Raw genomic sequence first — 23,366 nt, 5'->3', positions numbered from 1 at the left:
ATTGGGATTTCATTCGGGGCTCGATTTTGTTAGACTGTTTCCGGAGTGGAAGGCAGCTTTAACACTGCCTTCCGTTTCCTTACTTAATGAAATTGACCCGGATCGTCAGTAACCAGCTGGTCCGGGTTTTTTTCAAAGTAAGGGTAACACTCAGTGGTATAAACCACATTGTATTAGCCTCCGAATTGAAAGCAAAGCCGTTGCCTCGGTCGCGGTGGCTCATCCTCCACGATAGCACTGGCTGGCTCAGTGCTGCTGCTCTCACTTTCAAATACGAAATTTGCGATGGTGCCGATTGCGTGCATTGGGGCGCATCGGGCATTTCTGACGGGCCTTCGTTGCCTGCGGCCGTCTTGCTTGCTGTTACGCTTTGAGCTCCGCCATCTTCTGCGACAGCGTCCACAGTGCTTTGTTCAGCCTGATATCCTGATCGATGCCATTAACAGCACGGGACTTCACACGGCGCGGGCGGCCGCATGCGTCACGGCTAATGCCACGTAATCCGCCCTTTAAGCAGTTTTCTTGCACAGTGTTAAAAACCGTCCACAGATCGTTTGCCTTGTCATCATGGCGGCGCGGGATGAGAAGTTGAGCGGGTTTGATGGGTGTATGGGTTACGCCCTCTGCATTGCCAAAACGCAGCATGTGGGCGGCATCGGCAAAGATCGCCTGCTCATCTCGGTTCAAATGAATAGCTGACCAGTCCTGCGGGGCGGCGAGAACCTTTTCGGCTTCATTTAATACGCTATATGTGCCCTCTATCACCTTGCCCGTCACATCGCCTGAATGGCGAACCTTGATCGCTTCAATTGTGCCCACTTGGGCCACAAGTGAATTCATGCAGCGAATGCGAAACAGCCCTGCCATCAATTCATAAGCGCTTGTTCCGTCATTGGCGTTCTTGAGAAGGATTTCACAGATATTGTCACCGACGCTGTAGCTATTACCGTCATCGATACGGCGCAGGCGAATGAGGTGTTTGGTAAACTCGGCTTTGCCTTCAATCCGACTGCGCGATTGCTTTGCTCCGACCGGCACAAAGCCCTCTTTGGTGAGGGCACGCAGGATTTCGATTGTCGGGATTGGCTGAAAGCGGTGTGAGCGGCTTTCATGGGCAGTGAGGGCAAAAACAGACGGTGCAGTTTTAAACATTTCGTCCTCCCGCATCGCGCGGGCATTGTCGAAACTGGCTGTATGAGTGCAGATAGTCATAGGCTTTCTCCGCTTTTAAGTTCTGTCCCCTAAAGGGGTCAGCAGCATCGCGCTGCTGTACCTCTTGCCTCGTGGCGAACAGCGGGTGTGCAAGCGGAGGGGTGGTTTCGCGGGGAACCAGCTGCAGAGAGCAAAGCGAGCGAAGCTGGGCGGAAACCAATCCGAAGCGCGCTGAGGGCGGATGCCCTAAGCCCTTAAAAATCCGATTGAAACGAGGAACTCACGACACTGACGAACCTTCTTTGATCTCGCTATGAAAATGGCAAGAAAGCCTTGCTCGTAGACGATAGGCTAAAGATTAATGGGTATCGTGTGATGCCGGGCGCCTGCCGCCACGCTATCGTGCCCAGCATTTCATTTTAAGCGCTGAAGCCCGATAGCATAGCCGCTTCCATTCCGGAAAACCTGAACTCATTGCCAGCAATCTCTGGCAGTCCTGCTTACTCTTGCGTTCAAGCACATTTGCAACGGCAAAAAAGCCGACCTAACCGCGGTTGCCAATTTTATCTCCAGCTCTCACATCAAATAATTGCGGAGAGTTTTCAGAAGTAACAAGACTTGTAATAAGCACGCATTAAATTTGCGGCAGAACGAGTGCCATGGAAATGAATAAAGCCTCTGCTGTGTTTTGTGTAACAAAAGTCTCTAAGGGCGTCGCTTTTCTAGCGCCCTTAGAACGCTAATCAGGACCCAGTTTTGGCCTGAATTTCTCTAATCAACTTTTCTAGCCAGTGCAGACCAACCGTATAATATTGGAGAGGTTTTTGCCTCGCCCTTGCTCTCGGTGCTCGATGGTGATCAGTCCATGCGCTCGAGCTCTCCGCAATGCATTGCGGGCAGTTGTGAGCCCTACGCCTGCGAGATCACCGATTTCCTTGTTGGTGCGGCAGCATTTACCGGTCTTCTGGATATCGGAGACTATGATGTAGAGTACGGCTTGTTCACCTTCAGTAAAAATACAACTGATGTGGGGTGGCAACGCGCCTGCAGCAGCGAGAATTCGCTTACGTGCGACACGCTGAGGATTATGCTTGCCAGAGGCCGCTTCCACCCGACGTTGCTGTTTCTGCAACTCGGTTCGTCGCTCGAGCACCATTTCATAAAGCGCAAAGCTCATTGCGTCGAACCGATTGGTGAGCTCAATCAGCTCGCTCGCGATTTTGAAGACCTCGTTTACCTGTTCAATAGTCTCAGCGCGCTTACATAGCTCCACCACTTGCTTCTGCATGAACTCTATGCGCAAGCATAAGGTTGTACTCGTCATGTTGCCCTTTCTGAGAAAGGCACAAAAATCCGGCGCAGAAGCGCTAGAGGCCGGCATTGTTGCAGAGAAAGGAGAAAATATTGCTCTGCCGTGTGGAGATACCGACGGGATTGGAGTCCATCAGCCCCAATTCCGAAGAAACTGCCTCCGCGTCCGTTTTTTGTGTCCGTAATTCTCTCCATTAAATCTGATTGAAAATTGCATAAAGTAATCAATAAAACTGACCCAGATTGAATAGGAACACGTCCAAAATCAAATGGCAAATTGTTGGGGGCTTTGTTCAGAAAGGCTGCTCAATATGAATTGGCAGCTACAAAATTCAATCTGATAGCGAATGCCAAACACACGCCAGCGAAAGACTCCGATCAAAGACCTCCTATCGGCCCATTGGCTCCGGTCAATCAGTAGTGCGGTGATAATGCGTGCTGCTGCGCGCACGACCTTGAATTTTATATTTATCTTCGCCTGTCGAAAGATGCTAGCCCGCCTTTCGGCGGGCTTAAGTGTTTACCGTATGGTTCCTGGGCGGTTCCAGATGATGGTGAAGGTATTGGGATCATCCTGGCCGGTAGTCGGTCCAAGATTGGCGTGGATGCGGCGGGCGAGCTCAGGTGTATCGATCATCAGCGCGATATAGGTGTTACCTGTTGATTTGACTGTTCGGATCCAGGCAGCACCTACTTCGGCACGGTTTGACAGGATACGATAGTCCGGCGATTTCTCGCTGGTCTTTGTGATGGGCACCAGCTTGATGGGAGCGTCGATGGTTAGAGTGCGCAAGAAACCTTCGTAGGTGCCGTTTTCTTTGTAGGTGACGTAACCGATTGCAGACATTGTCTTACTCCTTAACCGAAGGGACTATTCCCTTCGTAAGAGATCGGTCGAACAGCTGATAAAGCGGATGCGCCAAGGTTTGGTTGAGCGTGTTTTGCAGCGTAGCGGCCGCGAGGAGACGAGACGTCGGGGAAAACACGCGTTGCGTCAGCACAAGCATGGCCTTGCGCATTCGCTGAAGCGGTTCAGATTTCAGACGAAGTGAATTTAGTCCAACGTTAAGAAGTTGCACCAACTGCAGCAGGTTCAGCCCAGGGAAACGGATCAGAGCTGTCGCTAAGGACTTGACACAAAAGACGCCAGATCCACGGCACGACGCCCTCGAATAGACCAGTTGCAGCAGGTCGTTGTAACAACATAGCGCTCAGGGGTTTCTAACCATGATGACCCGGTGCGGAAGCGCGACAGAATGCCATTGAGTACCATCCGATCACCAACGCGGTGCAGGAAGCTATCTTGCCAGAAATGTGTTATCAGAGCGCTATCGATTGATCTATTTTTGTATAACGGAAGGCAGATATTCTCCGCGTAGTTTCCTGTCAAATCGTCCAGCCACCATCAATGTTATAGGCTTGTCCGGTGGTGTAGGTCGCACCGGCGAGATAAACAGCCAAATCAGCGATTTCTTTCGGCTGCCCAATTCGTCCAATTGGCTGTCTCGCGATAAACGCAGACCGTGCCTTTTCATAGTCGCCGTGATCCCGAAGCCGTTGTTGCAAGGACGGACTATCTACTGTGCCGGGGCATATAGCATTACAACGGATACCCGCTGAAACATAATCTGCGGCCACTGATTTTGTCAGCCCTATGACACCCGCTTTTGTCAAACCATAGGCAAAGCGGTTAGGAACGCCTTTGACGCTTGAGGCGACAGACGACATATTGATGATCGCACCGTCTTGACGCGCGAGCATACCCGGCAGGACAGCTCGAATGGTACGGATCATTGACCGAATGTTGAGATCAATTGCCAAATCAAGCTCTTCATCACGCATATCTAAAATAGAACCGCCATGAACACAGCCCGCACAGTTAAACAACACATCCACTATGCCGATCTCGTTTACCAATGAAACGACCGCCGCCTCATTGAGTACATCAAGCTTTCTGGTGATGATGCGCCCAGCGTCTTCAAAATTCTTCAGTGCATCAATATTGACATCGGTCGCATATACCGTGGCACCGGCTGCTGCGAAAGCGCGGGCACTTGCATGTCCTATGCCTTGTGCCGACGCGGTAATGAGAACGATCTTTCCGTCGAGATTGTTAGACACGTCGAGGTCTCCGTCAGTGTTCTACCTGAAAACGAATTGTCTCAATAGGTGGTTCTGCCACCACTAAGATCAAATGTTGCGGCTGTGGTGTAAGAATTTTCTTCCGACAACATCCATGCAACCATGGATGCGACTTCGTTCAGCTCAACAAATCGGTCCCGCGGTATGCGCACGCGCATGTATTCAATAAACTCTGGTGTAAGACCGTCGAGGATTGGTGTTTTTGCAGTGGTTGGCGTGATGCAATTGACTGCAATGCCAGTTTTTGCCAGCTCTTTACCGAGCGATTTCGTTAGGCCAATCACACCAGCTTTTGCCGCACTATAGGCAGCGAGATTAGGGTTTCCCTCTTTACCAGCGACAGACGCTATATTGACGATACGCCCGTAATTATTCGCAGCCATCAGTGGAACAATTGCACGGCAACAGTTAAATGTGCCAGTTAGATTGACAGCTAACACTTTGTTCCATTCGTTCTGATCATAGTCGACGAGCGGCTTGACTGGGCCGGTGATACCGGCACTATTGACCAGGCCATCAACAGTTGAAAGCACTGCAATGGTTTGCGTTGTGGCATTCTCCACGCTGGTCCCGTCTGCAACGTCGACGCCAAAAGCGATACATTCAGCAGAGAGCCTTTTGGCCGCTCTTTCTGCCTCGCCGGCATTCAGATCCCAGATCGCAACAACAGCACCTGATTTTACCAAACGCTCAGCGATTGCAAAACCGATCCCTTGCGCGCCACCCGTTATGATGACGCGCTTCCCATTCATATCGATCCGATTCATCTCTATCCCCCTGCGTATAACAGTAAATTCAGGCTGCAGCTGTGACCTGGTTCTGCACGCCCAATCCCTCGATCTCAACACGCATTATATCGCCCGGCTGAAGATAGCGTGGTGGTTTCATACCCATCCCAACGCCGGGGGGAGTGCCCGTCGTAATCACATCACCCGGTTCCAGCTTCATGAATTGCGAAATATAGGAGACGATGAAAGGAACTTTGAAAATCATCGTACCAGTTGAACCGTTTTGAACACGCTCACCATTGACGTCGAGCGTCATTGCAAGGGCATTAATGTCTGCAATCTCATCAGGTGTAACAAGCCACGGTCCTAACGGACCGAAGGTTGGACATCCTTTACCTTTCGTCCAGGTTCCGCCACGCTCTAGCTGGTACGACCGCTCCGAAACATCATTACAAACACAATAGCCGGCAATATATTCTGCTGCTTCATCCTCGGTGACATAGGATGCAGTTTTGCCGATAACGATTGCAAGTTCGACTTCCCAGTCTGTCTTTTGCGATCCACGCGGAATAAGCACGGTATCATTCGGGCCAGCAATGCATGAAGGTGCCTTGTTGAACAAAACAGGCTCAGTGGGTATCGGCATTCCACTTTCTGCTGCATGGTCAGCGTAATTCAGACCAACAGCAATGAAATTTCCAACGCCGGTGATGCATGATCCCAGTCGCGCACCCTCAGGTGCAAGAGGCAGGTTCTCGATCTCGATTCCTGCAAGCTTCGATTTGATCGTTGTAAGCTCTTTGCCGGAGATATCACCTAGAATAGATGAAAGATCGCGAATGGAGCCATTTTCATCCACAACACCCGGCTTTTCAGCACCAACGCCTCCAAATCTGACAAATTTCATCTTTTTTCTCTCCCTTAGATTGATTGAGCCAAGCGTTTAACACCCTTACTGGCATAGTTTGCGTGATGCTCTTTCCAGCTCATTCCCATCGGTAAGACTGGTGCGTCAGAGTAATCCTCTTCCAGCCAGATTGCGCATGAGATGGGACGCACCAAACGCCCATGGAGGACAGTCTGTTGATAGTTTTACCCGGTTTCTCAACGTGCCCAAGTGCTCGTTGGAAATCGATACAATGTCACCAACATGATGTGTAAAGCCCTGCCCAACTTCACCTCGATCTTCTGTTGGTGCGAACAGAGTTCCCATAAACAAAACCAGACCATCCGGATATTGATGATGCGCACCAATTGTTTGTAAGACCAGATCAACCGGATCGCGGCTGATCTCTTTCATTGAGCTATGCCCGCGAAGTAAAAAGCCATCGTCGCCTTCAACGGTCAGTGTCAACTCGGCAGCACGCACATCATCGAGATCGTAAGTTTCATCAAACAGCCGCAGCAGTGGACCTATCGAACACGAAGCATTATTGTCTTTCGCCTTGCCCAGAAGAAGCGCTGACCGTCCCTCTATGTCGCGCAGGTTGACGTCATTGCCCAACGTCGCCCCGACAATTCGCCCCTGACTGTTTACCGCCAGCACAACTTCAGGTTCAGGATTGTTCCACTTGGAAGCAGGATGCAACCCGACATCAGCACCATGTCCGACAGACGATAGGACCTGTGCTTTAGAGAACACTTCCGCATCCGGCCCAATGCCGACTTCGAGGTATTGTGACCACAAACCTTCTTCAATCAATGCCGCCTTGACCTGCTCTGCCGCTGCAGAACCGGCTTTTAGATCGCACAAGCTTTCGCCAATAACCGAGGCAATGCGACCACGGATACGCGACGCCAATTTGGGATTACCGGCGGCACGTTCTTCAATGACACGCTCAATCATCGAACGGGCGAATGTAACCCCACAAGCTTTCACCGATTGAAGGTCAATTGGGGCCAGCAAGTGGATCCGTCCATCAGACCCGCAATTGAGCAGGTCTGTTATATCCGCAATGGGCTCACCAACCGAGTGAGCGACATAGGCTGCCGGATCGCCCATTTCGAGAAGATCACGCATTGTTGGTACAACAGTGCTGGTGATATCTACAACCTTACCGTTGCGTATCGCCACAACAGCTGGTCCCTCAACATCCTCACGCCAGACCCGCCCTACAAAGGTTCCGTTTTTAAAAAAGTCCTGAAGAGACATAGAGCTTTCCTGCAGCTAAACCCTTTGAAAAAAATACGTCGAGAAGCGCCCTCTTGTCGGGCCACGATCACGCTTAGCGCTGGAGAAATTTTGCAAGACGACTGACACCGTCCATCAAGCGAGCTTCATCCGAAACTGCATGACACCAGCGCAGCCACCCATTGCCCTCCGGCCCAAATGCAGACCCTGGTGCTAGTCCAAGTCTTGCGTGGGAAACGAGGCGTTTGGCTGTTTCAACGGAATCCGAATGTCCCGCAATTCGGAAAAAGACATACATGGCTCCGCCAGCTTCGGGGACGTCGACACCGGGTATATCAAGCAAACCCGATACCAGCAGATTGCGGGTTCGCGCCAACCGGGAACGCAGATTTGCGATCTCTGCCTCACCTTGCTGAAGCGCAACCGTCGCGGCTCGTTGTATCGGTTCAAAAACACAGGAGAAGTTATATTCGATCAGCTTTGCAAGATCGTCAGCCATCGTGACAGGAGCCGTTATCCAACCGGCGCGCCAACCGGTCATAGACCAGGCTTTGGAGAAACTATTGACAGAGATAAGCCGTTCATCCGCGTTCATATGACGTAGAAAGCTGGGCGCCGACCGAGCCACAGGGTCGTAGATCAAACGTTCGTAAACTTCATCGGCAACTACCCAGATTCCAAGCCTTCTACAATGCGTAGCGATTGCATCAATCTGCTCATCGGAGATCGTCCACCCGGTCGGGTTATTCGGCGAATTCACGATCAGCATTTTTGTCTCAGATGTCAGTGCACACAGCAGCCGATCAAGATCAAGCGACCATTTTCCGTCCTTCACATCAAGTGAAACACGCTCGACATAGGCACCTGCAATGCGAGGAATTTCGGTGATATTCGGCCAAAGCGGGGTGATAACAACTACCCGATCGCCCGGAGAAAGCATCAGTTGCGATACGACTCCAAGACCCGTGACGCCGGAGCCAACCACGCTGATGCGATCAGTCTCAACGACGCGCCCATGTAGATCGGACATGTACTCGGCGATAGCCTTACGCAAATACGGGCGGCCGAGATTTTGGGCGTAGAATGTTTCGCCTGCTGAAAGCGACTTTGCTGCCGCGTCCCGGATGAACGCCGCCGTTGGCTGGTCGGTTTCACCGAACCAGAATGGAAGCACATCCTTGCGGCCCATGGCACTGTTGGCCACTTCTCTGATTTGCGAGCTGGACAGAGAGCGAACTGCATCGCGCGATTGTGTCGGTAACATTTGTTTCAGCAACATTAGTTGTCCTTTCTTGTATCAGGACGGAAAGCACTCAGGCATGGACAATTGAATTCAGGAAAAACCGCGCACGCTCGGTTTGCGGATTATCGAAAAAGGCATCGGGTGCGTTCTGCTCGATGATTTCGCCTTTTTCCATGAAGATGATACGGTCCGAGATACGACGTGCAAATGACATTTCATGGGTCACAACGAGCATTGTCACACCAGTGCGCGCAAGACTCTGAATCACATCTAGGACTTCCCCAACCATCTCGGGGTCGAGCGCCGATGTCGGCTCATCAAACAAGAGCACTTCCGGCTCCATAGCAAGTGCACGTGCTATTGCGACGCGTTGCTGCTGTCCGCCGGAAAGCTGATCCGGAAATTTATGAACATGCTCTGCGAGGCCAACACGCTGCAAAAGCTGGTGGGCTCTTTCTTCCGCCTCGGCCCAACTGCAGCCGCGCACTCGAACCGGAGCAATAGCAACATTGCGCAACGCCGTCATATGCGGAAATAGATTGAACTGCTGGAAGACCATACCGACTTCTGCACGAACTTTCACAAGCTCTTTGCCTTCGCGAACTGGAACACCATCAACGACGATTGAACCTGAGCTGAACGTCTCAAGAAGATTAATGCATCGAATAAGCGTCGATTTGCCGGAACCGGATGAACCGATAATTCCAACCACCTCACCACGTCGTACGGAGAGGTTAACATTCTTCAATGCGTGGAATTTACCGTAGTATTTTTCCAAAGCAGAGATTTCGATCAGTGTCTCGGAGCTCTGTTTGTTCGGTTTTTCGTTACTCATAATTTTTGCTCCCAAGCAACCGCTAACGACGTTTCTTCTGCCGCTTTTCCAACATGCTGACGACACGCACCAACGGGATGAGCATCAGCAGGTATAGCAAAGCAGCGCCAACAAGCGGTGAGGGATTGGCGTAAAATGCCTGCGCCTGTGTTGCCTGCTTCAGCAAATCTGGCAGTGCGACAACTGAAGCAAGGGCCGTATCTTTGATCAGACCAACTGCAACACCGGTTGCCGGGGGCACAACAAGGCGCATTGCTTGAGGTAGAATGATATCCACCATCAGCCGCGGCCACGAAAAGCCAAGAGCATGCGCTGCTTCAAACTGCCCGCGGGGAACTGCCTCAATACCAGCCCGGAAAGTTTCAGCCATATATGCAGATGCAACCAGTGAAATCGCTGTGGTCGCGGCCCAGAATGCTGACAGACGAAGCCCTACAAATGGCAGCGCATAATAGACGAGGACGAGAAGAACCAACAGTGGGATTGCCCTGAAGACATCAATGTAAGCAATCGCAAAGATTCTTATAGGTGTTGGCGCATACATCCTTATCAGTACTAGAATGAGCCCGAGAATGATCGAAGCAATCAAGCTCGTTATACCGAGTAGTGCTGTCAGCCCGAAGCCCTGCAACATTAACGGGGCAGCGTTCTTTAGAACCTCAAAGTTCAGAAACGTCGTGTAGAAATCCATAGGCGGGTCCAAACATCTAAATAGTGGATGACGATTTACTCGTCAGGAGAAACTGCCGGAGAACCCGCCGGCAGCTCACTGATCAACAATCGATTATTTGCCTGGGATTGGACGCACGCCGACTGTGCTCGAATCTTTGCTCGGCGGATTGCCAAACCATTTTTCATGAATGCGGGCGATCTCGCCGTCCTCTTTCAACTTGCTGATAACAGCGTTTAGTTCAGGAAGCAGCGGACTGTCTTTCGCCAGCATGATAGCGAACTGTTCGTTCGTCGGAATGGTGTCAACAATAGCGTATTGTGGCTTATCCTTTATGTAATATGCGTCAATTGGGCAATCATGCACAAAAGCAGCCACGCGTCCGGTGGCAATATCGAGCATAGGCTCGCTCACACCGTCGTAGCGATTGATTTCGGTGATACCGTACTTGTCTTTGTTTTCGGTTGCCCACATTTCACCGGTCGTTCCGGTTACGACAGCCAAAACTTTTCCGCTCAAGTCCTTGAGGCTTTTCACATCGCCGTTCGAACTCGTCGTCAAACAGGCGTCAGCATCGTAATATGGCTGCGTGAATGCAACAGATTCCAGACGCTTAGCTGTGATCGTGACGGTGCCAATAGCAATATCAGCCCGGCCGGACTGCACCGTCGCGAATATGCTGTTGAATGGCATCTGTGTGTAGTTGATTTTCTTGCCAGTGCGTTCGCCAATAAGGTTAACCAGATCAACCTCAAAGCCCACGAGATTGCCGGAGGCATCCTCAAATTCAAATGGCACATTTGCCGTGACAGATGCCACGTTCAAATCACTTGCATAAGCTGTACCCGCGAATATCGAAATGACACTTGCGAGTAGGCTTGCACGCTTCATCATGTTTGGAACCTCCCGTTTCCTACAACAGTCTTGAGTACTGCTGGCAAACGGTTACACTGCGAAAATTCGCGCCGGTATCACCCCTAGGGGGGACAGATCGTCGGCGGGCAATGAGCATAGATACAATGATGAAAATGCAGCATAGTGGAACGAACAAAACCCAAGATTCTGTAGTCGCTGAAATGATCTCGGCGATCGACAATCCAGAATATCCACGCCTTGCGATGAGAGCACTCAACCGGTTGGTTCAGGCTGATGCTACGGCAATGTACATCTATTCCGGCGATCAATTGGTCTATATTCTGGACGACGACATCGGCCATCTCGTGGACAGCAGGTTCGTCGATAGCTATCGGAGGACAACATATCGTCTCAACCCGTTTTACCAGCATCATCGGATCGGAATTGAGAGCGGTACGTACACAATGGGTCAATTGGCTCGTAGCCAATCCGTCAAAAAGCCCCTTGCCGAATATACCGGAATTGAAATCGATGACGCTGAAGAAATCGGGTATCGAACGCATGGCTTCCCCAAGCGCTGCTCCGAGCTTGCCATTGCCGTAAAATTATCCCCCCTACAAACGGTCCAGATTGCACTTTACCGCTCTGGTTATAATGCGTTTCAGGCACATGAACTTTTGACGCTTAAAGGGCTAAACCAAACGCTCAGTGCGCTCTACACCCGGTTTTGGCAACATCATCAACTCAGCCATGTCAGTGACGATAATATATTGCAAAGCGCGCTTGACGGCCTGTCTCGGGGCGCGCTCTCGAACCGAGAACAGGAAGTTCTGTTACTTGATTTGAATGGCAACGACGCGCGCCAGATCGCCGTGCAGCTCAAAATTTCCGAAGAGACCGTCAAGACCCATCGCAAACGGGCTTTCATTAAGCTGGGGCTAAATACCAAGTCTCAGCTATTTCAAACAATCTTGCGCAGAATTATAAATAGAAGAAATATCGATTAAGCACAGTATATGTTCATCTCAAAAATAGCAGCAGTAACAATATGCGAAAGACGGCTTTATCGTCGGGTTGAAGTAGTAACCAGTATCCCAGAAAGCTAATGCCGAGAACATAAATACCGACTGCGATCGCTATCTCCGGCAACCCGGGTGACCGGTTCACTTGTGCATGGATTGGGCGGATATCAGTCATTAGCAAGCCTCAAATCCCACAAATACTCGACCGCATCTTTGGTTGTTCGCATGAGTTATCACTCAAAGCGAGTAGTGTCGATGATCGAGCATAGCGAGCGAATCCGGTGTTACCTTGCGCTAAATTGGTGATGGACAGCGATATCGTCTGTGCACGGAAGTCGGCGGTTAGGGGAAAACTTGCAAATCGAACATGCAGGCGCCTCGCTTCTAGTCAACTCGCGGGGAGACAGCAGTTCAACTCATCCTGACGACAACTTTCTCCCCGGATAAGCCGGCTTTTTGTATTTCGATTGCAGTTTGAAGACTTACAAGACCATTTCCTGCAATGCGTGCGGCGTGGCTGAACGACATGAGGTGGCCTGGTTTGTGAAACGGGCTGCAATTGCCGCAGGCCTTCGTGGCCTCTCAGCGAGATCGAGCGCGATTTCAAGTTCTTTGGCCGCTCTGCGAGCAGGTCTCGCCTCCTCTACCGAGGTCAAACAGCGATACGTGCAGCGCCACCTCTTCCTTTCACCACATAGCTTTCGTCTCGCCTTGGTCGGCGCATCAGTGGATGCGCTGCAGCAGTTTTTCACGATAGGTATCGACAATCACAGCAAGTATGATCACGGCGCCAATAATGATCGGCTTGTAATTATCGCCGATGCCAAGCAATTGCAGCCCGGTCGCCAGAACCTGTAGAATACAGGCGCCCGCGAGTGTACCTACGATGGAGCCTTTTCCCCCAAAAAGACTTGTCCCACCGATAATGACCGCCGCAATTGCGTTTAGTTCGTAGCCGGTACCGGCGATCGGGCTGCCAATATTCAAACGCAGCAAATAGACGATTGCGGCGATACCTGCAGTGACGCCCGAGATGACAAATGCAGCAATCTTATACGTGTCGGGATTATGCCCTGACAGACGGACTGCCTCATCATTGGCCCCCACAGCATAGATCATGCGCCCAAAAACAGTAAACCGCAGAATGAACCAGCCCACAAAAATGACGGCCACTGCCACCAGAAAAATTGAGGGCAAAAAACCGCCGATGATCAGATTTCCGAAATCGACGAAGCCTTGCGGCAGTCCCGTAATGGTCGAGTTGTTGGACACCACACGCGCTGCACCAGCGGCAATATTCAACATACCGAGCGTAACAATGAAGGACGGGATCTTCCAGAAGGTCGATACCTTACCGTTTATGTAGCCGCAAAACCCACCAACTGCGATGCAAGCCAGAGCGGCAAGCGGTATCGATAATCCGGGTTCAAGACCTGATGTCATGATGAGCGCACCTACGACCGTGCAAAGCGCGAGCACCGAGCCAACGGAGAGATCAATGCCGCCGGTCAAGATGACAAAAGTCATACCTGCCGCAAGAACCGTATTGATCGCGATCTGGACGAAAATCTTCAACGCGTTGCCGGGCGTGGCGAAATAAGGTGCGGTAAAAGAAAATACCAGTGTGATCAGTAGAAGAGCCAGAAAAACACCAGCATCACGTAGCAGGAAGCGTTTCAACTTCTGGTGGTCTGCTACTGCGGATTTATCGGGCACAGGTGGCTTCGCGGTCATTGAACATGCTCCTGATATGCAAGCGAGAGAATACGCTCCTGATCAAATTGCGACCGAGGCAGTTCTCCTACCAGCTTGCCGTTGGAGAACACGATAATGCGGTGACACATGCCAATGAGTTCAGGCAAATCAGAAGAGATCATGATGATCGCTTTTCGACTTGCGGCCAGCATCCAAAGTAGTTGATAAATTTCGCGTCTGGCACCGACATCGACGCCTCGCGTCGGTTCATCCAGTATCAAAGTTGAGGAACCGCGAAACAGCCATTTTGCAAGCACCACTTTTTGCTGGTTACCACCAGACAAATTGCGCACCGCAGTGCCGATGGAAGCCGTTTTGATCCGCAATCGCTCGACCAGTTCGGTAACGGATTTCTTTTCTTCGCTTTTGTTCAGCAATCCGCCATGGGAGATTTTCTTCAAATCGGTGATCGTCGCATTTACGTCTACAGGCATATCCAGCATCAGCCCCTGCCCCTTACGATCTTCGGTCAGGAAACCAAGTCCATTTCTCACGGCATCTTTTGGATTACGAATATTTACCGGCGTGCCATACACTCGGATTTGTCCCCCGTCTTTGGGATCGGCACCGAAGATCGCACGCATGATCTCCGTGCGGCCCGCCCCTACCAGACCTGCCACTCCCAGAATTTCACCCTCACGCACTGAAAAGGAGACTGCAGTGGTCAGTTTCGCTCGCGTAACGTTTTCAACCTCGAGGGCAACCGAACCCGGCACGATATTCGAATCGAAGCTGTATTCGTCTGCAATATCCCGGCCAATCATCATGCGGACCAGATGGGGTACGCTCAGCCCCTCCAATGTGCGCGTTTCAACCAGACGACCGTTGCGCAAAACCGTGACGCGATCGCCAATTTCAAAGACTTCGTGCAAGCGGTGTGAGATATAGATAATGGTCACACCCCTGACCTTCAGTCTCCCAATGATGGCAAAGAGCCGTTCAATTTCGGGCGGTGTCAGTGTCGCCGTCGGCTCATCGAGGACCAGAAGTTTGCTATCATAGCCAAGCGCCTTTGCAATTTCGACCAATTGCATTTGCGCGATGCCCAATTCGGAAACAAGTGTGCTGGGATCCAACCCCAGCCCAACCTCGTCCAGCAATTCAGCGGCGCGACTGTTGAGTGAAGTCCGATCCACGATGCCGTAACGTCGCGGAAGCCTTTCCAGCATCAGGTTTTCCGCTATGGAAAGGTGTGGAAGTAAATTGAGTTCCTGATGAACAATACGAATGCCCTGGACTTGCGCGTCATGCGGCGTCTTGGGCCGATAGGGCTGATCATTCAGGACGATCTCGCCAGCGTCGGGTTGATAGATACCTGCAAGCAGTTTGATAAGCGTTGACTTGCCCGCGCCGTTTTCACCGAGAACAATATGCGTTTCGCCGCGCAACAGTTGCAGATTGATACCGTCCAGAGCGACCACGCCCGGAAAGACTTTGCCGACGTTTTCAAGCCTCAAGATCGCGTCGGCTGACTGCATCACAGCTCCTGCCTGTCCAAGTGACGGAAGGCCGCAAAGGAGTGCATCCGATGCGACCTCGCTATCTTGCGAGTTCCTAGAGGTCCTTGGCGGTAATCAGCTTGATATCCGTCTTGACCCAACCTGAGAATTTTTCTCCCGCCAGTTCCTTCAGGCCATAATCGATGCCCATTGCCGCCATCTGCGCGCCGAACTGGTCGATTGTGGCCAGCATTTTGCCGTCCTTGATCAGCGGCTGGACAGCGGGAATATTGTCAAAACCGACGACCTTGATCTGACCTGACTTACCCGCAGCATCGAGCGCCTTTACAACGCCAAGCGCCATGGAGTCGTTAGCTGCCATAACACCTTGAATATCCTGATATTGTGTAAGGAAATTCGTCATGAGCGTGTTGGCTTCTTCCGTCTCCCAATGTGCGGTCTTGGAATCCAGCAGAGTCAGGCCGCCTTCGGCCACAGCATCATCAAAACCCTTCTTGCGCTCCTTGGCATTGTCGGCCTCGGGATTACCTTCGAGGATAACTACCTTGCCGCCCTTGCCAAGCTCCTTGGCAAGCGCCATGCCGGACAGCTTTGCGCCTTCGCGATTGTCGGGTCCGAAAAATGCCAGATCAACACCGGCCTGCTTCTTCGCCTCTTCATCAAGCGCCACGTCGATATTAATGACCTTGATGCCGGCTTCCAGCGCCTTCTTCACCGGTGTGACCATAGCCTTGGAATCGGCCGGTGCCAGAACGATCACATTAAACTGCTGCGTGATGAAGTTTTCCACCGCATCGACCTGGGCAGCGAAATCACGTTCGTCTTTCATGCCAACAGCGGCAAAGGTAAACTTGTCCGTATTCTTGGCTGCGTAATCTTCAGCACCGGCCTGCATTTGCTTGAAAAACTCGTTTGCAAGCGACTTCATGACAAGCCCGACTTTGGGCTTGTCCGCTGCAAAAGACGGTAGGGACGGCAGAAGCAGTGCCCCTGCTGCAGCCGCACTGGACGTTAGAAACTGGCGTCGCGAAATTGAACCTAGACCCAGCCCATTAACAATTGAACCTTTAGTCATGAATTCCTCCCCTCGCTTCAGCATTAAGCTTGAGCGTGAATTCAAAGGTAGAGCCGGAAATGGAAAACTGTCAAGTCTATAGAACGTGGGAGATTATAAGTATCGCGCCCGCGCGATTACATTCGACCTTGCTTGCCGTTGCACTTTTCCGTTCCAAGTCGATTTACCAGATCGACCACGGAGAAGAAGCGGCCGCACGTGCTGTTGCGTATGAGCGCCCGGGCATTCGCGATAGCCAGGCGGCCCTTGCCGGCGGCGCCGCCTTAACCGATCAGTTTTGATCTGCATGGTATTGGGTTGCCATGACAACAGCCTCGACCACCGTTACAAGCGTCATCGCTTTTCAGCTGAGATCATCGCCCATGCGGTCTAGTTCTATTATCGATTTTCACTCAGCCTTCGTGATCTGTTGGCCGAACGTGGCACTGACGTCTCGTTTCAAACCGTTTCCCAGCGGGCCATAAAGTTCGGTGGTCAATTTGCCTAAGAGGTCAAGCGGCAGTCGCGAGGCAATTTTGCCGATAAATGGCACAAGGATGAAATGATTGTGCCGATCAAGGAGAAGAAATATTGGCTGTGGCGCCTCGATGACGCCAAAGCTACGTTCCTGATGCGCTTATGCAATCGCGCAGAAACAGCAAGGCTGCTCTCCGACTGACCGAAAAGTTGCTGAAAAGCCAAGGCGTCAGGACACGGGTGCTGGTGACCAATATGCTACGATACTGGAGCCAAGCAGGAGATTATGCCCGGCGTCCGACATCGCTCGCGCAAAGTCCTCCACAATCGAGGAGAGAATTCACATCTTCCCGTGCGAGGACGGGAGCGGCGGATGATGCGTTTCCAGTCAGCGCGGCAATGCAACGGTTCGTCTCAGTCCATGGCCTGATTGCCAATCTATTTCTACTTCATCGAGAACATCTGACTGTAGTGGACCATCGCCAATTTCGAACCCAGGCCTTCGCGACCTAGCGGCAAATTACTGTTTCAATCGGAGCATCAAAACAGTACCCAATGCTCTCTTACGTCCTTTGCTCGATGGTCTTGTTCGATGGCTTTGTTCATATATCTTCTGGGCCGGATAGCGATGGCCTTCCCATCTCTCGCGGCAGGTTTTCAACATCACACTGCATGATGGCAATTCGCCCCCTCGATCTCCAGTACTTCGCCGGGCGCTGCATGGCTAGCCCAGCTCGTCGCCGGGCCCTTTTCGTGTAGTGCGAAATCAATCACCCGATAACAGCGAGCTGCAGCGAAGTGGCCAAGCGTGTAGTCGCGCTTGCACAGCTCCGTCCAGCTTCCGGCCAAGAGAAAAACTTAAAGCGATCGTGATTTGCGGCACTTTCCAAATTTGCTGAGCGCTGGCGCCGTAAAGCCGATCCTCGAAGCTGATGAGGTGGAACGGCCGTTCTAACACGGCATCTGGTGCCTAACGTGGTCGTGTTGAAGCGCCACAAAGAAGAAGGGGCTCGATGGAGAAGATTAGTGCGGTAAGACCGAATGCCTTGTTGATTGTTCGGATGCTCATGACGCCTCCACATTGAATCTTTGCCTTGGTATTAAGGAGCCGGGCGTTAGTAAAACCGTTCATCAACTTCCTTCGTTGCCGAAATCCTGAACCTGCACGACGTTCGCAGTGGCGCGGATTCCGGGCCGTCTGCTGGCCTGTCTTGATGAGAAAATCAGGAATTGCGCGACAGCACCATAGGTTTGGCAAGCTATCGTGCCTCAGAGAACGGCCGAGCCTATCGCCCAAAGACCAAACGCGATCAGGACGAGACCGGAGAGGCGCGAGACCCATCCAGCAAATGTTTCGGGCAGACGATGCCTGGCAAGCGCAACTCCACCACTGAGGACGCTCCACCACAGCATGGACCCGACAAACACCCCGGAGACGACGAGAATAGCATCTGCGGGTCCGGTTCCGGACGCCAGCCCAAGACCGGCGAAAAGAGCTGCGAACGAAATGATCGTCATAGGGTTCGTAATCGTCAACAGAAAAGTCGCAGCGGTGGTGCCGATCAGATCGCGCGCGGAAATCTTGGCCGCTGTCCGGGGTGGGCTTGGTCTCATGCTCTTCCAGCCGAGCCACAGCATAAAAGCGCCGCCCACCAGTCTAAGCGGCATATCGATTATGCCTAGAACATTGGAAAACGCCGCGAAGCCTAATGCGGCCAGCGCCGCATAGACCCCATCTGCCAGCGCCGTGCCTAGGCCCCCGGCAACACCGGCGACAAATCCTCGTTCCAGCGTCCGGTTGATGCAAAGCGCCCCTATCGGTCCGAGAGGTGCAGCAATGGCCAGCCCGAGGAACAGGCTTTTGATAAAGAGCAGCGGTTCCATCAGCGGGTATCCTTGAACACGAAAGCCCCTGCAACCGGGGACGAGAGGGCGATCACTGTTTCGCTTCGGCCAAGAAACTTCCGCGCCTTGAGGTCGGTCAGAAACAGCTCGATTTCTGGCGTGGTGCTGACCCGGAGCTTGATAAGATACGACCAACCGCCCGTGACATGGTGGCATTCCAGTATTGCCGGCGTCGTCGCGGCGTAGTGGCGAAAAGCCGCCTCATCGGCATCTTCACGCAACGCGACCCATATGAAAACGAGTGTTTCAAGCCCGATCGCAGCCGGTTCCACGTCCACCGTGAAACGCCGGATGGCACCCGAGGAGGTTAAGCGACGGATGCGCTCGTTCACGCTGGAAGGCGATAGGTCCACGATACCGCCAATATCGGCTAGCGAACGCCGGGCATCCGACGACAATAAATCAATGATTTTTCGGTCAATATCATCCATTGCCGCATAATATACGGAAAATATTGATTATCAACCAAAATATACGGCTCTAAATAGCCTCTGAACATTAAAGGGGCTCGCCGAGCGTCAGCGCTCGGCACTGCTCGATTTGCCCACCGACGAATTGTCGCTGCTCACCATTACACACTGGCCGACGACGATCGGGAACACGTGAACGGCGTAGGCCGGACGATCGGCTCGGGTTTGCTCTACAGCTCTGCGCGCTTAGCTATCCCTGTCAGGCGCTGACGTCGGCGAGTTTCTCCCGCAAGAAATCCTTGCCTTTATCGGCACTCAGATCGGCATTCCGCCCGATACGCTTATCACTTCAGTACCAACAACGGGCCCATCCATCTAACCTCCCGAACGAGGCGGTTGAACCATTCCTGATGGCTGCTGAATTTAGTGTGACCAAAGCCGACCGCACTCATCCATATGCCCGCAGCGAACATTATGATCTGATCAACGTCTTGCACGCCACGCCTCTCCCTCATCAACGGTAGTTGAAGGTCTTCATCTTCAACTACCGTTGATGAGGAGAGAACAATTTTCGTCAACAGTCTTACTGCAACTGGACAGCGCAATTATTGTTTATCCATCACAACCCATGGCAGGCCTCTCGTCTCACGTGTAAAACACACATCTTGTTGCTGATCGTAGCTTGGAGCGTAAGCCTATAATTATGGTTATCGAAGGTTAGTTGACCAACACTTGACCAAATGCCGTCATACTGTTAATTTTTGCTTTTAAAAGCGGTGTTAAAGTCCGTCCAAACCATTCTCCAGCGGAGCATTCCACATGACCGTTTCAGTCAAGGTCGGTGAAGCCAAAACCCATCTCTCGGAACTGCTTGCGAAAGTTGAAGCAGGGGAAGAAGTTATTATCTCGCGGGGCAATACGCCCATTGCCAAACTGTCTCGCATTCGCCGTGAAAATAACGTCGAAGCGCTGATCGCCGAAATCAAGGCACAACGCCTTACGCGGCAGTCGACAACACAGGACGAGATTCGTGAGTGGATAGAAGAAGGCCGCCGCTACTGATGTCTTTTGTTCTCGATGCCTCCATTGCCGCAGCCTGGTTCCTGCCCGACGAACAACACGACGCTGCCGATCGATTGATGGCTGACCTGCGCACATCTATTGCTTTCGTGCCGTCCTTGTTTTGGTTCGAGACCCGCAATCTGTTCTTTGTGTCCGAACGACGCAAGCGGCTGAAACCGGGTGAAGCCTTGTTGCTGATGGCGCAGTTGCGCGCTTTTCCTCTGGAAGATTTGGGCTCAGGCGGCGACGGGGCTGTGCTCTCCTTATGCGAAAGATATGATTTGAGCGGCTACGATGCTTCATATCTGGCCCTGACACTTGCAGAAAAAGTCCCATTGGCAACCGGTGATCGAAAGCTTGCTGCTGCCGCCCGGTCGGAAGGGATCCGCATTCTCGGACCTTTAGAGAATGAACGCTAAGTTTTCCAGATCGGACGAATGATTTCATCTGCGAACGGCCGCACTCGACACGATCTCAGGGGTCTTGGCGATGAGCCGTCGCGACAGGCTGGCAGAGATTCTGACCGATTAGAATGTCGAATCGCTGCGTCATCTGGTCAAAGAAGGCATGGCTGAAAACACCCTGCGTGCACGGAACTCGGATCTCGCCGATCTCGAAGCCTGGTGGATGGCCGCAGCCGACAGACCGCGCCCCTGGCCTGCGCCAGAGCCCCTGCTCCTGAAGTTCATCGCCCATCAATTATGGTGGCCACAGCAACGCGAGATCGAACCCGATCACAGCATACCGGCACGTGTGGAGGACGATTTGCGCCAACAAGGCTTTCTGCGCGTATCCGGTTTGCACGCACCGGCAACCGTCCGCCGTTGTCTTGCCAACTGGTCGACACTGACCCGTTGGCGCGGAATGGGGGGTCGTTTTCGTCACCGGACGTCAAATCGGCCATCCGCGCCATCAAGTATGCAAGGCTTCGCGATGTGCCCCGCAAGACGACACTTCGTTGATGATCTTCGCCGATTGAGAGGCTCGCTTTCAGCCTCGGCGCGCTGGCTTGCAGGATCGAAGACATCGTTGACCTGATAATGCCCATCCGATGAAACGAACCCATCCTCCACGCTGAATGACAACCTCGAGCTTGTTTCCCCTCTGACGCATTGAGCCAATGTTCACCATCGCATCCGTGGGTGACTTGTCCCCACTACCGGAAACCCATTGGGTGGAACCAGCTGCGATCGACTTTTTGTCTACCTTCTCCACAACGCTGACATTAGCAACCAATAAGGCGATCAGGCGAGAGAAACACAGGATTTACGCATTAATAACCTCTTAAGTAGCTTCGTCCTGCCTGAATTTGCTCGTCACCATAAAGCCGGATTCCGACTTCTGCCGTATGCTGATTATTGTCAAAGGCATTCCATCGGATCAGTTGCAAAAAATGTCTTCAGCACAGAACACACTTGGCTCTGGACGCATATGTAGAATGGCCCTGATAGCAAAGTTTTTCTGCGTTACTGACCTATTGGACTGTGCAGTCATATGTCCGGCCTGTTTTTTTGCAAACTAAAAGTTCCGGGCCATGATGATAACCGCTATGCCGATTGCCTTATCAGTTATGCGCACACGAAGGTGCATTGCGTCGATCGGTCTAATCGGTATCTGGATTTCGTCCAGCTGGTTCATCACGCTTGGCACCCTGGTATGATCCGGCTACTTTAGTCGCAACATCTTGAGCCCTATTTTAGGTTTGCTCCATAATATCTGGTGCTTGATACGTACAACCTTTCACGAGAAGCGCCCAGATCGCACGCGCAATCTTATTGGCTAATCCTACTGCTGCCCCCTTATAAGGGCGGCGCGCTATCAATGTGATGACTCATTTCCGGCATCGACATACCAATCCGGGCTTGCTTAAGAATAGAGGTTGCGCCGACGATCAGCAGCGTTCGCAATTGCTTCTTGCCCCGTTTCGATATTCGACCGAGCCGCTCCTTACCACCACTGGAATTTGCTCGCGGTGAAATACCCATCCAGGCGGAGAGCGCGCGACCTGTTTTGAATGCGGCTGAATTTGGAACGTTCGCCTGAACGGTTGCTGCAATGATGGGGCCAACTCCCGGTATAATGGTCAGACGCCGCGCAGTATCATCTGCTTTTACCGTTGCAATGATCTTCCTCTCGAGTTTCTTGATACGTGTTGTCAGCATCTCTATCTGTTCAGCCATTTCCATCAGAGCCATCCTTGCAACTTCCGGAATGCTGTCGTCCTCGCAGCAATTAGCCTATTGTGCATTGTCTTTCTTCTTGCGTCGTAGGCTTGCAAGCAGCGACCCTCCCACAGTCAACACGGCGGACAATGCAACAGTAATATTCGACGATGTTTGCCCATTGGCAATTAGGATCGAGGTAGAAATCAACGGGGCGAGATACGAGAGGCCGCCAAGCAACGGCATGTTGCCGTGTTTTGTCGCATAATCCCAAGCCAGGAAAGCATGGCCGACAGGGCCGACCCCAAGAAGCAAGACTGCCTGCCATTGAGGCTGGGTGGGCCAAACAGTTTCCTCAAGAAGGAAGTGTACGCCCGCGCCAGCAATTGCAACCATCCCGCAAACGCCGACCAGCATATCACTGGATATGTTTGCAAACCGGCGATTTGCGACAGAGTATGCCGACCAGATGAGGGCGCAGCCAAAGGCAGCGATATAGCCGAGAACTGAAGTAGCCTGCGAACGCTCTCCCTGGTGATCCAACAGTATGACGGCGGTGCCAATGAAGCCGAGTGCCCCACCTGCTAGGTGCTGCCAGCGAAGCCGATCACCGTTCGGACCGAAAGTGGAGAGAATTACAATCAGCAGGGGCCAGAGATAGGCAATCAGACTGGCGCGGGCGGGCGGAACAGTCGAAAGTGAATAAAAGTATAGTGCGTGATAGAGGAAGATTGCGAAGAATGCCAAAAACCATGGTGCAACTGGTTGCCTGAGCCGCCTAAGCGCATGGAATCCCTGCGAAGCGAGCACAATCATGCCGCTGAGAAAGGCGACACCAAAACTAAGCGCTAGAAGCTCAAACGGCGGGATACCTTTTGCTTCGACGGTGAACAGAGCCAAGCTCGCCCATAATCCGATTGCGATTAGCCCAATAGTTGTCGCTTTGCCGCTTCCCTTCTCCACCAATTTCTCCTCCCTGCTCGAACAAGGCG

At 52.2% G+C, this 23,366-nt stretch carries 22 protein-coding genes and 3 pseudogenes; 6 read left to right on the top strand and 19 right to left on the bottom strand.

Translation table 11 applies throughout. The features are described 5' to 3' along the window. Window positions 1–363 precede the first annotated feature (363 nt). From KMS41_20095 to KMS41_20045, 11 genes are all read right to left on the bottom strand, one after another. Window positions 364–1,212, bottom strand: a complete 849-nt coding sequence (locus tag KMS41_20095; GenBank protein QWK80872.1) for a DUF945 domain-containing protein — start codon at window positions 1,210–1,212, stop codon at window positions 364–366. 724 nt (window positions 1,213–1,936) lie between these two features. Beyond that, window positions 1,937–2,476, bottom strand: a complete 540-nt coding sequence (locus KMS41_20090) for a hypothetical protein (protein ID QWK80871.1) — start codon at window positions 2,474–2,476, stop codon at window positions 1,937–1,939. A gap of 507 nt (window positions 2,477–2,983) precedes the next feature. Next, on the bottom strand, window positions 2,984–3,310 hold the full coding sequence (locus KMS41_20085; protein ID QWK80870.1) for a DUF736 domain-containing protein: 327 nt from the start codon (window positions 3,308–3,310) through the stop codon (window positions 2,984–2,986). Between the two features lie 539 nt (window positions 3,311–3,849). After that, window positions 3,850–4,584 (bottom strand): SDR family oxidoreductase, encoded by a 735-nt coding sequence (locus KMS41_20080; GenBank protein ID QWK80869.1) that lies wholly within the window; start codon window positions 4,582–4,584, stop codon window positions 3,850–3,852. A gap of 41 nt (window positions 4,585–4,625) precedes the next feature. After that, a complete protein-coding gene (locus KMS41_20075) occupies window positions 4,626–5,372 on the bottom strand; it encodes an SDR family oxidoreductase (protein QWK80868.1) in 747 nt (248 codons plus the stop codon). Window positions 5,373–5,400: 28 nt separating this feature from the next. After that, on the bottom strand, window positions 5,401–6,240 hold the full coding sequence (locus tag KMS41_20070; protein QWK80867.1) for a fumarylacetoacetate hydrolase family protein: 840 nt from the start codon (window positions 6,238–6,240) through the stop codon (window positions 5,401–5,403). A gap of 105 nt (window positions 6,241–6,345) precedes the next feature. Then, window positions 6,346–7,485 carry a fumarylacetoacetate hydrolase family protein gene (locus tag KMS41_20065; protein QWK80866.1) on the bottom strand — a complete coding sequence of 380 codons (1,140 nt, stop codon included), beginning with the start codon at window positions 7,483–7,485 and terminating at the stop codon, window positions 6,346–6,348. Between the two features lie 73 nt (window positions 7,486–7,558). Next, on the bottom strand, window positions 7,559–8,728 hold the full coding sequence (locus KMS41_20060; GenBank protein ID QWK81132.1) for a pyridoxal phosphate-dependent aminotransferase: 1,170 nt from the start codon (window positions 8,726–8,728) through the stop codon (window positions 7,559–7,561). Window positions 8,729–8,777: 49 nt separating this feature from the next. Then, window positions 8,778–9,503 (bottom strand): amino acid ABC transporter ATP-binding protein, encoded by a 726-nt coding sequence (locus KMS41_20055; GenBank protein ID QWK81131.1) that lies wholly within the window; start codon window positions 9,501–9,503, stop codon window positions 8,778–8,780. A gap of 61 nt (window positions 9,504–9,564) precedes the next feature. After that, a complete protein-coding gene (locus KMS41_20050; GenBank protein ID QWK80865.1) occupies window positions 9,565–10,233 on the bottom strand; it encodes an amino acid ABC transporter permease in 669 nt (222 codons plus the stop codon). A 93-nt stretch (window positions 10,234–10,326) separates the two neighbouring features. Further along, the gene (locus KMS41_20045; protein ID QWK80864.1) at window positions 10,327–11,106 is read right to left on the bottom strand and encodes a transporter substrate-binding domain-containing protein; all 780 of its coding nucleotides are present in this window, start codon (window positions 11,104–11,106) and stop codon (window positions 10,327–10,329) included. 125 nt (window positions 11,107–11,231) lie between these two features. Here KMS41_20045 and KMS41_20040 point away from each other — a divergent pair, with 125 nt between their 5' ends. After that, window positions 11,232–12,074 (top strand): LuxR C-terminal-related transcriptional regulator, encoded by an 843-nt coding sequence (locus KMS41_20040; GenBank protein QWK80863.1) that lies wholly within the window; start codon window positions 11,232–11,234, stop codon window positions 12,072–12,074. A gap of 738 nt (window positions 12,075–12,812) precedes the next feature. Here KMS41_20040 and KMS41_20035 read toward each other — a convergent pair. From KMS41_20035 to KMS41_20025, 3 genes are all read right to left on the bottom strand, one after another. Continuing rightward, window positions 12,813–13,823, bottom strand: a complete 1,011-nt coding sequence (locus tag KMS41_20035; protein ID QWK80862.1) for an ABC transporter permease — start codon at window positions 13,821–13,823, stop codon at window positions 12,813–12,815. After that, entirely contained in the window at window positions 13,820–15,322 is a 1,503-nt protein-coding gene (locus KMS41_20030) for a sugar ABC transporter ATP-binding protein (GenBank protein QWK80861.1), read from the bottom strand. The genes KMS41_20035 and KMS41_20030 overlap by 4 nt, the downstream gene beginning before the upstream one ends. A gap of 76 nt (window positions 15,323–15,398) precedes the next feature. Beyond that, window positions 15,399–16,379, bottom strand: coding sequence for a sugar ABC transporter substrate-binding protein (locus tag KMS41_20025; GenBank protein QWK80860.1), 981 nt, complete (start codon window positions 16,377–16,379; stop codon window positions 15,399–15,401). A gap of 59 nt (window positions 16,380–16,438) precedes the next feature. Between KMS41_20025 and KMS41_20020 the strand changes: the two genes are divergently transcribed. Both KMS41_20020 and KMS41_20015 read left to right on the top strand, forming a co-directional pair. Further along, window positions 16,439–16,660 carry a hypothetical protein gene (locus KMS41_20020; protein ID QWK80859.1) on the top strand — a complete coding sequence of 74 codons (222 nt, stop codon included), beginning with the start codon at window positions 16,439–16,441 and terminating at the stop codon, window positions 16,658–16,660. A 5-nt stretch (window positions 16,661–16,665) separates the two neighbouring features. Continuing rightward, a pseudogene (locus KMS41_20015) lies at window positions 16,666–17,348 on the top strand (IS6 family transposase). 150 nt (window positions 17,349–17,498) lie between these two features. Here the strand turns inward: KMS41_20015 and KMS41_20010 are convergent. From KMS41_20010 to KMS41_20000, 3 genes are all read right to left on the bottom strand, one after another. Further along, complete coding sequence (locus KMS41_20010) at window positions 17,499–17,684, bottom strand: siderophore-interacting protein (GenBank protein ID QWK80858.1); 186 nt, start codon at window positions 17,682–17,684, stop codon at window positions 17,499–17,501. A gap of 420 nt (window positions 17,685–18,104) precedes the next feature. Continuing rightward, the gene (locus KMS41_20005; GenBank protein ID QWK80857.1) at window positions 18,105–18,719 is read right to left on the bottom strand and encodes a LysE family translocator; all 615 of its coding nucleotides are present in this window, start codon (window positions 18,717–18,719) and stop codon (window positions 18,105–18,107) included. Further along, window positions 18,719–19,171, bottom strand: coding sequence for an Lrp/AsnC family transcriptional regulator (locus tag KMS41_20000; GenBank protein ID QWK80856.1), 453 nt, complete (start codon window positions 19,169–19,171; stop codon window positions 18,719–18,721). The genes KMS41_20005 and KMS41_20000 overlap by 1 nt, the downstream gene beginning before the upstream one ends. Before the next feature lie 798 nt (window positions 19,172–19,969). Here KMS41_20000 and KMS41_19995 point away from each other — a divergent pair. The 3 genes and pseudogenes from KMS41_19995 to KMS41_19985 all read left to right on the top strand — a co-directional run bounded on the left by KMS41_19995 (window position 19,970) and on the right by KMS41_19985 (window position 21,120). Continuing rightward, complete coding sequence (locus KMS41_19995; protein ID QWK80855.1) at window positions 19,970–20,212, top strand: type II toxin-antitoxin system prevent-host-death family antitoxin; 243 nt, start codon at window positions 19,970–19,972, stop codon at window positions 20,210–20,212. Further along, window positions 20,212–20,631, top strand: a complete 420-nt coding sequence (locus tag KMS41_19990) for a type II toxin-antitoxin system VapC family toxin (GenBank protein ID QWK80854.1) — start codon at window positions 20,212–20,214, stop codon at window positions 20,629–20,631. Before KMS41_19995 ends, KMS41_19990 begins: the two co-directional genes overlap by 1 nt. A gap of 70 nt (window positions 20,632–20,701) precedes the next feature. Next, window positions 20,702–21,120, top strand: a pseudogene (locus KMS41_19985) (integrase). Between the two features lie 788 nt (window positions 21,121–21,908). On the opposite strand, the pseudogene KMS41_19980 reads toward KMS41_19985, so the two are convergent. Both KMS41_19980 and KMS41_19975 read right to left on the bottom strand, forming a co-directional pair. After that, window positions 21,909–22,413 (bottom strand): annotated as a pseudogene (locus KMS41_19980) (transposase). Window positions 22,414–22,449: 36 nt separating this feature from the next. After that, window positions 22,450–23,340 carry an EamA family transporter gene (locus tag KMS41_19975; protein ID QWK80853.1) on the bottom strand — a complete coding sequence of 297 codons (891 nt, stop codon included), beginning with the start codon at window positions 23,338–23,340 and terminating at the stop codon, window positions 22,450–22,452. Between the last annotated feature and the right edge of the window lie 26 nt (window positions 23,341–23,366).

It is taken from the genome of Ochrobactrum sp. BTU1 (assembly GCA_018798825.1).
Classification (GTDB): Bacteria; Pseudomonadota; Alphaproteobacteria; order Rhizobiales; family Rhizobiaceae; genus Brucella.
This window is presented reverse-complemented; position numbering and strand designations above follow the sequence as displayed.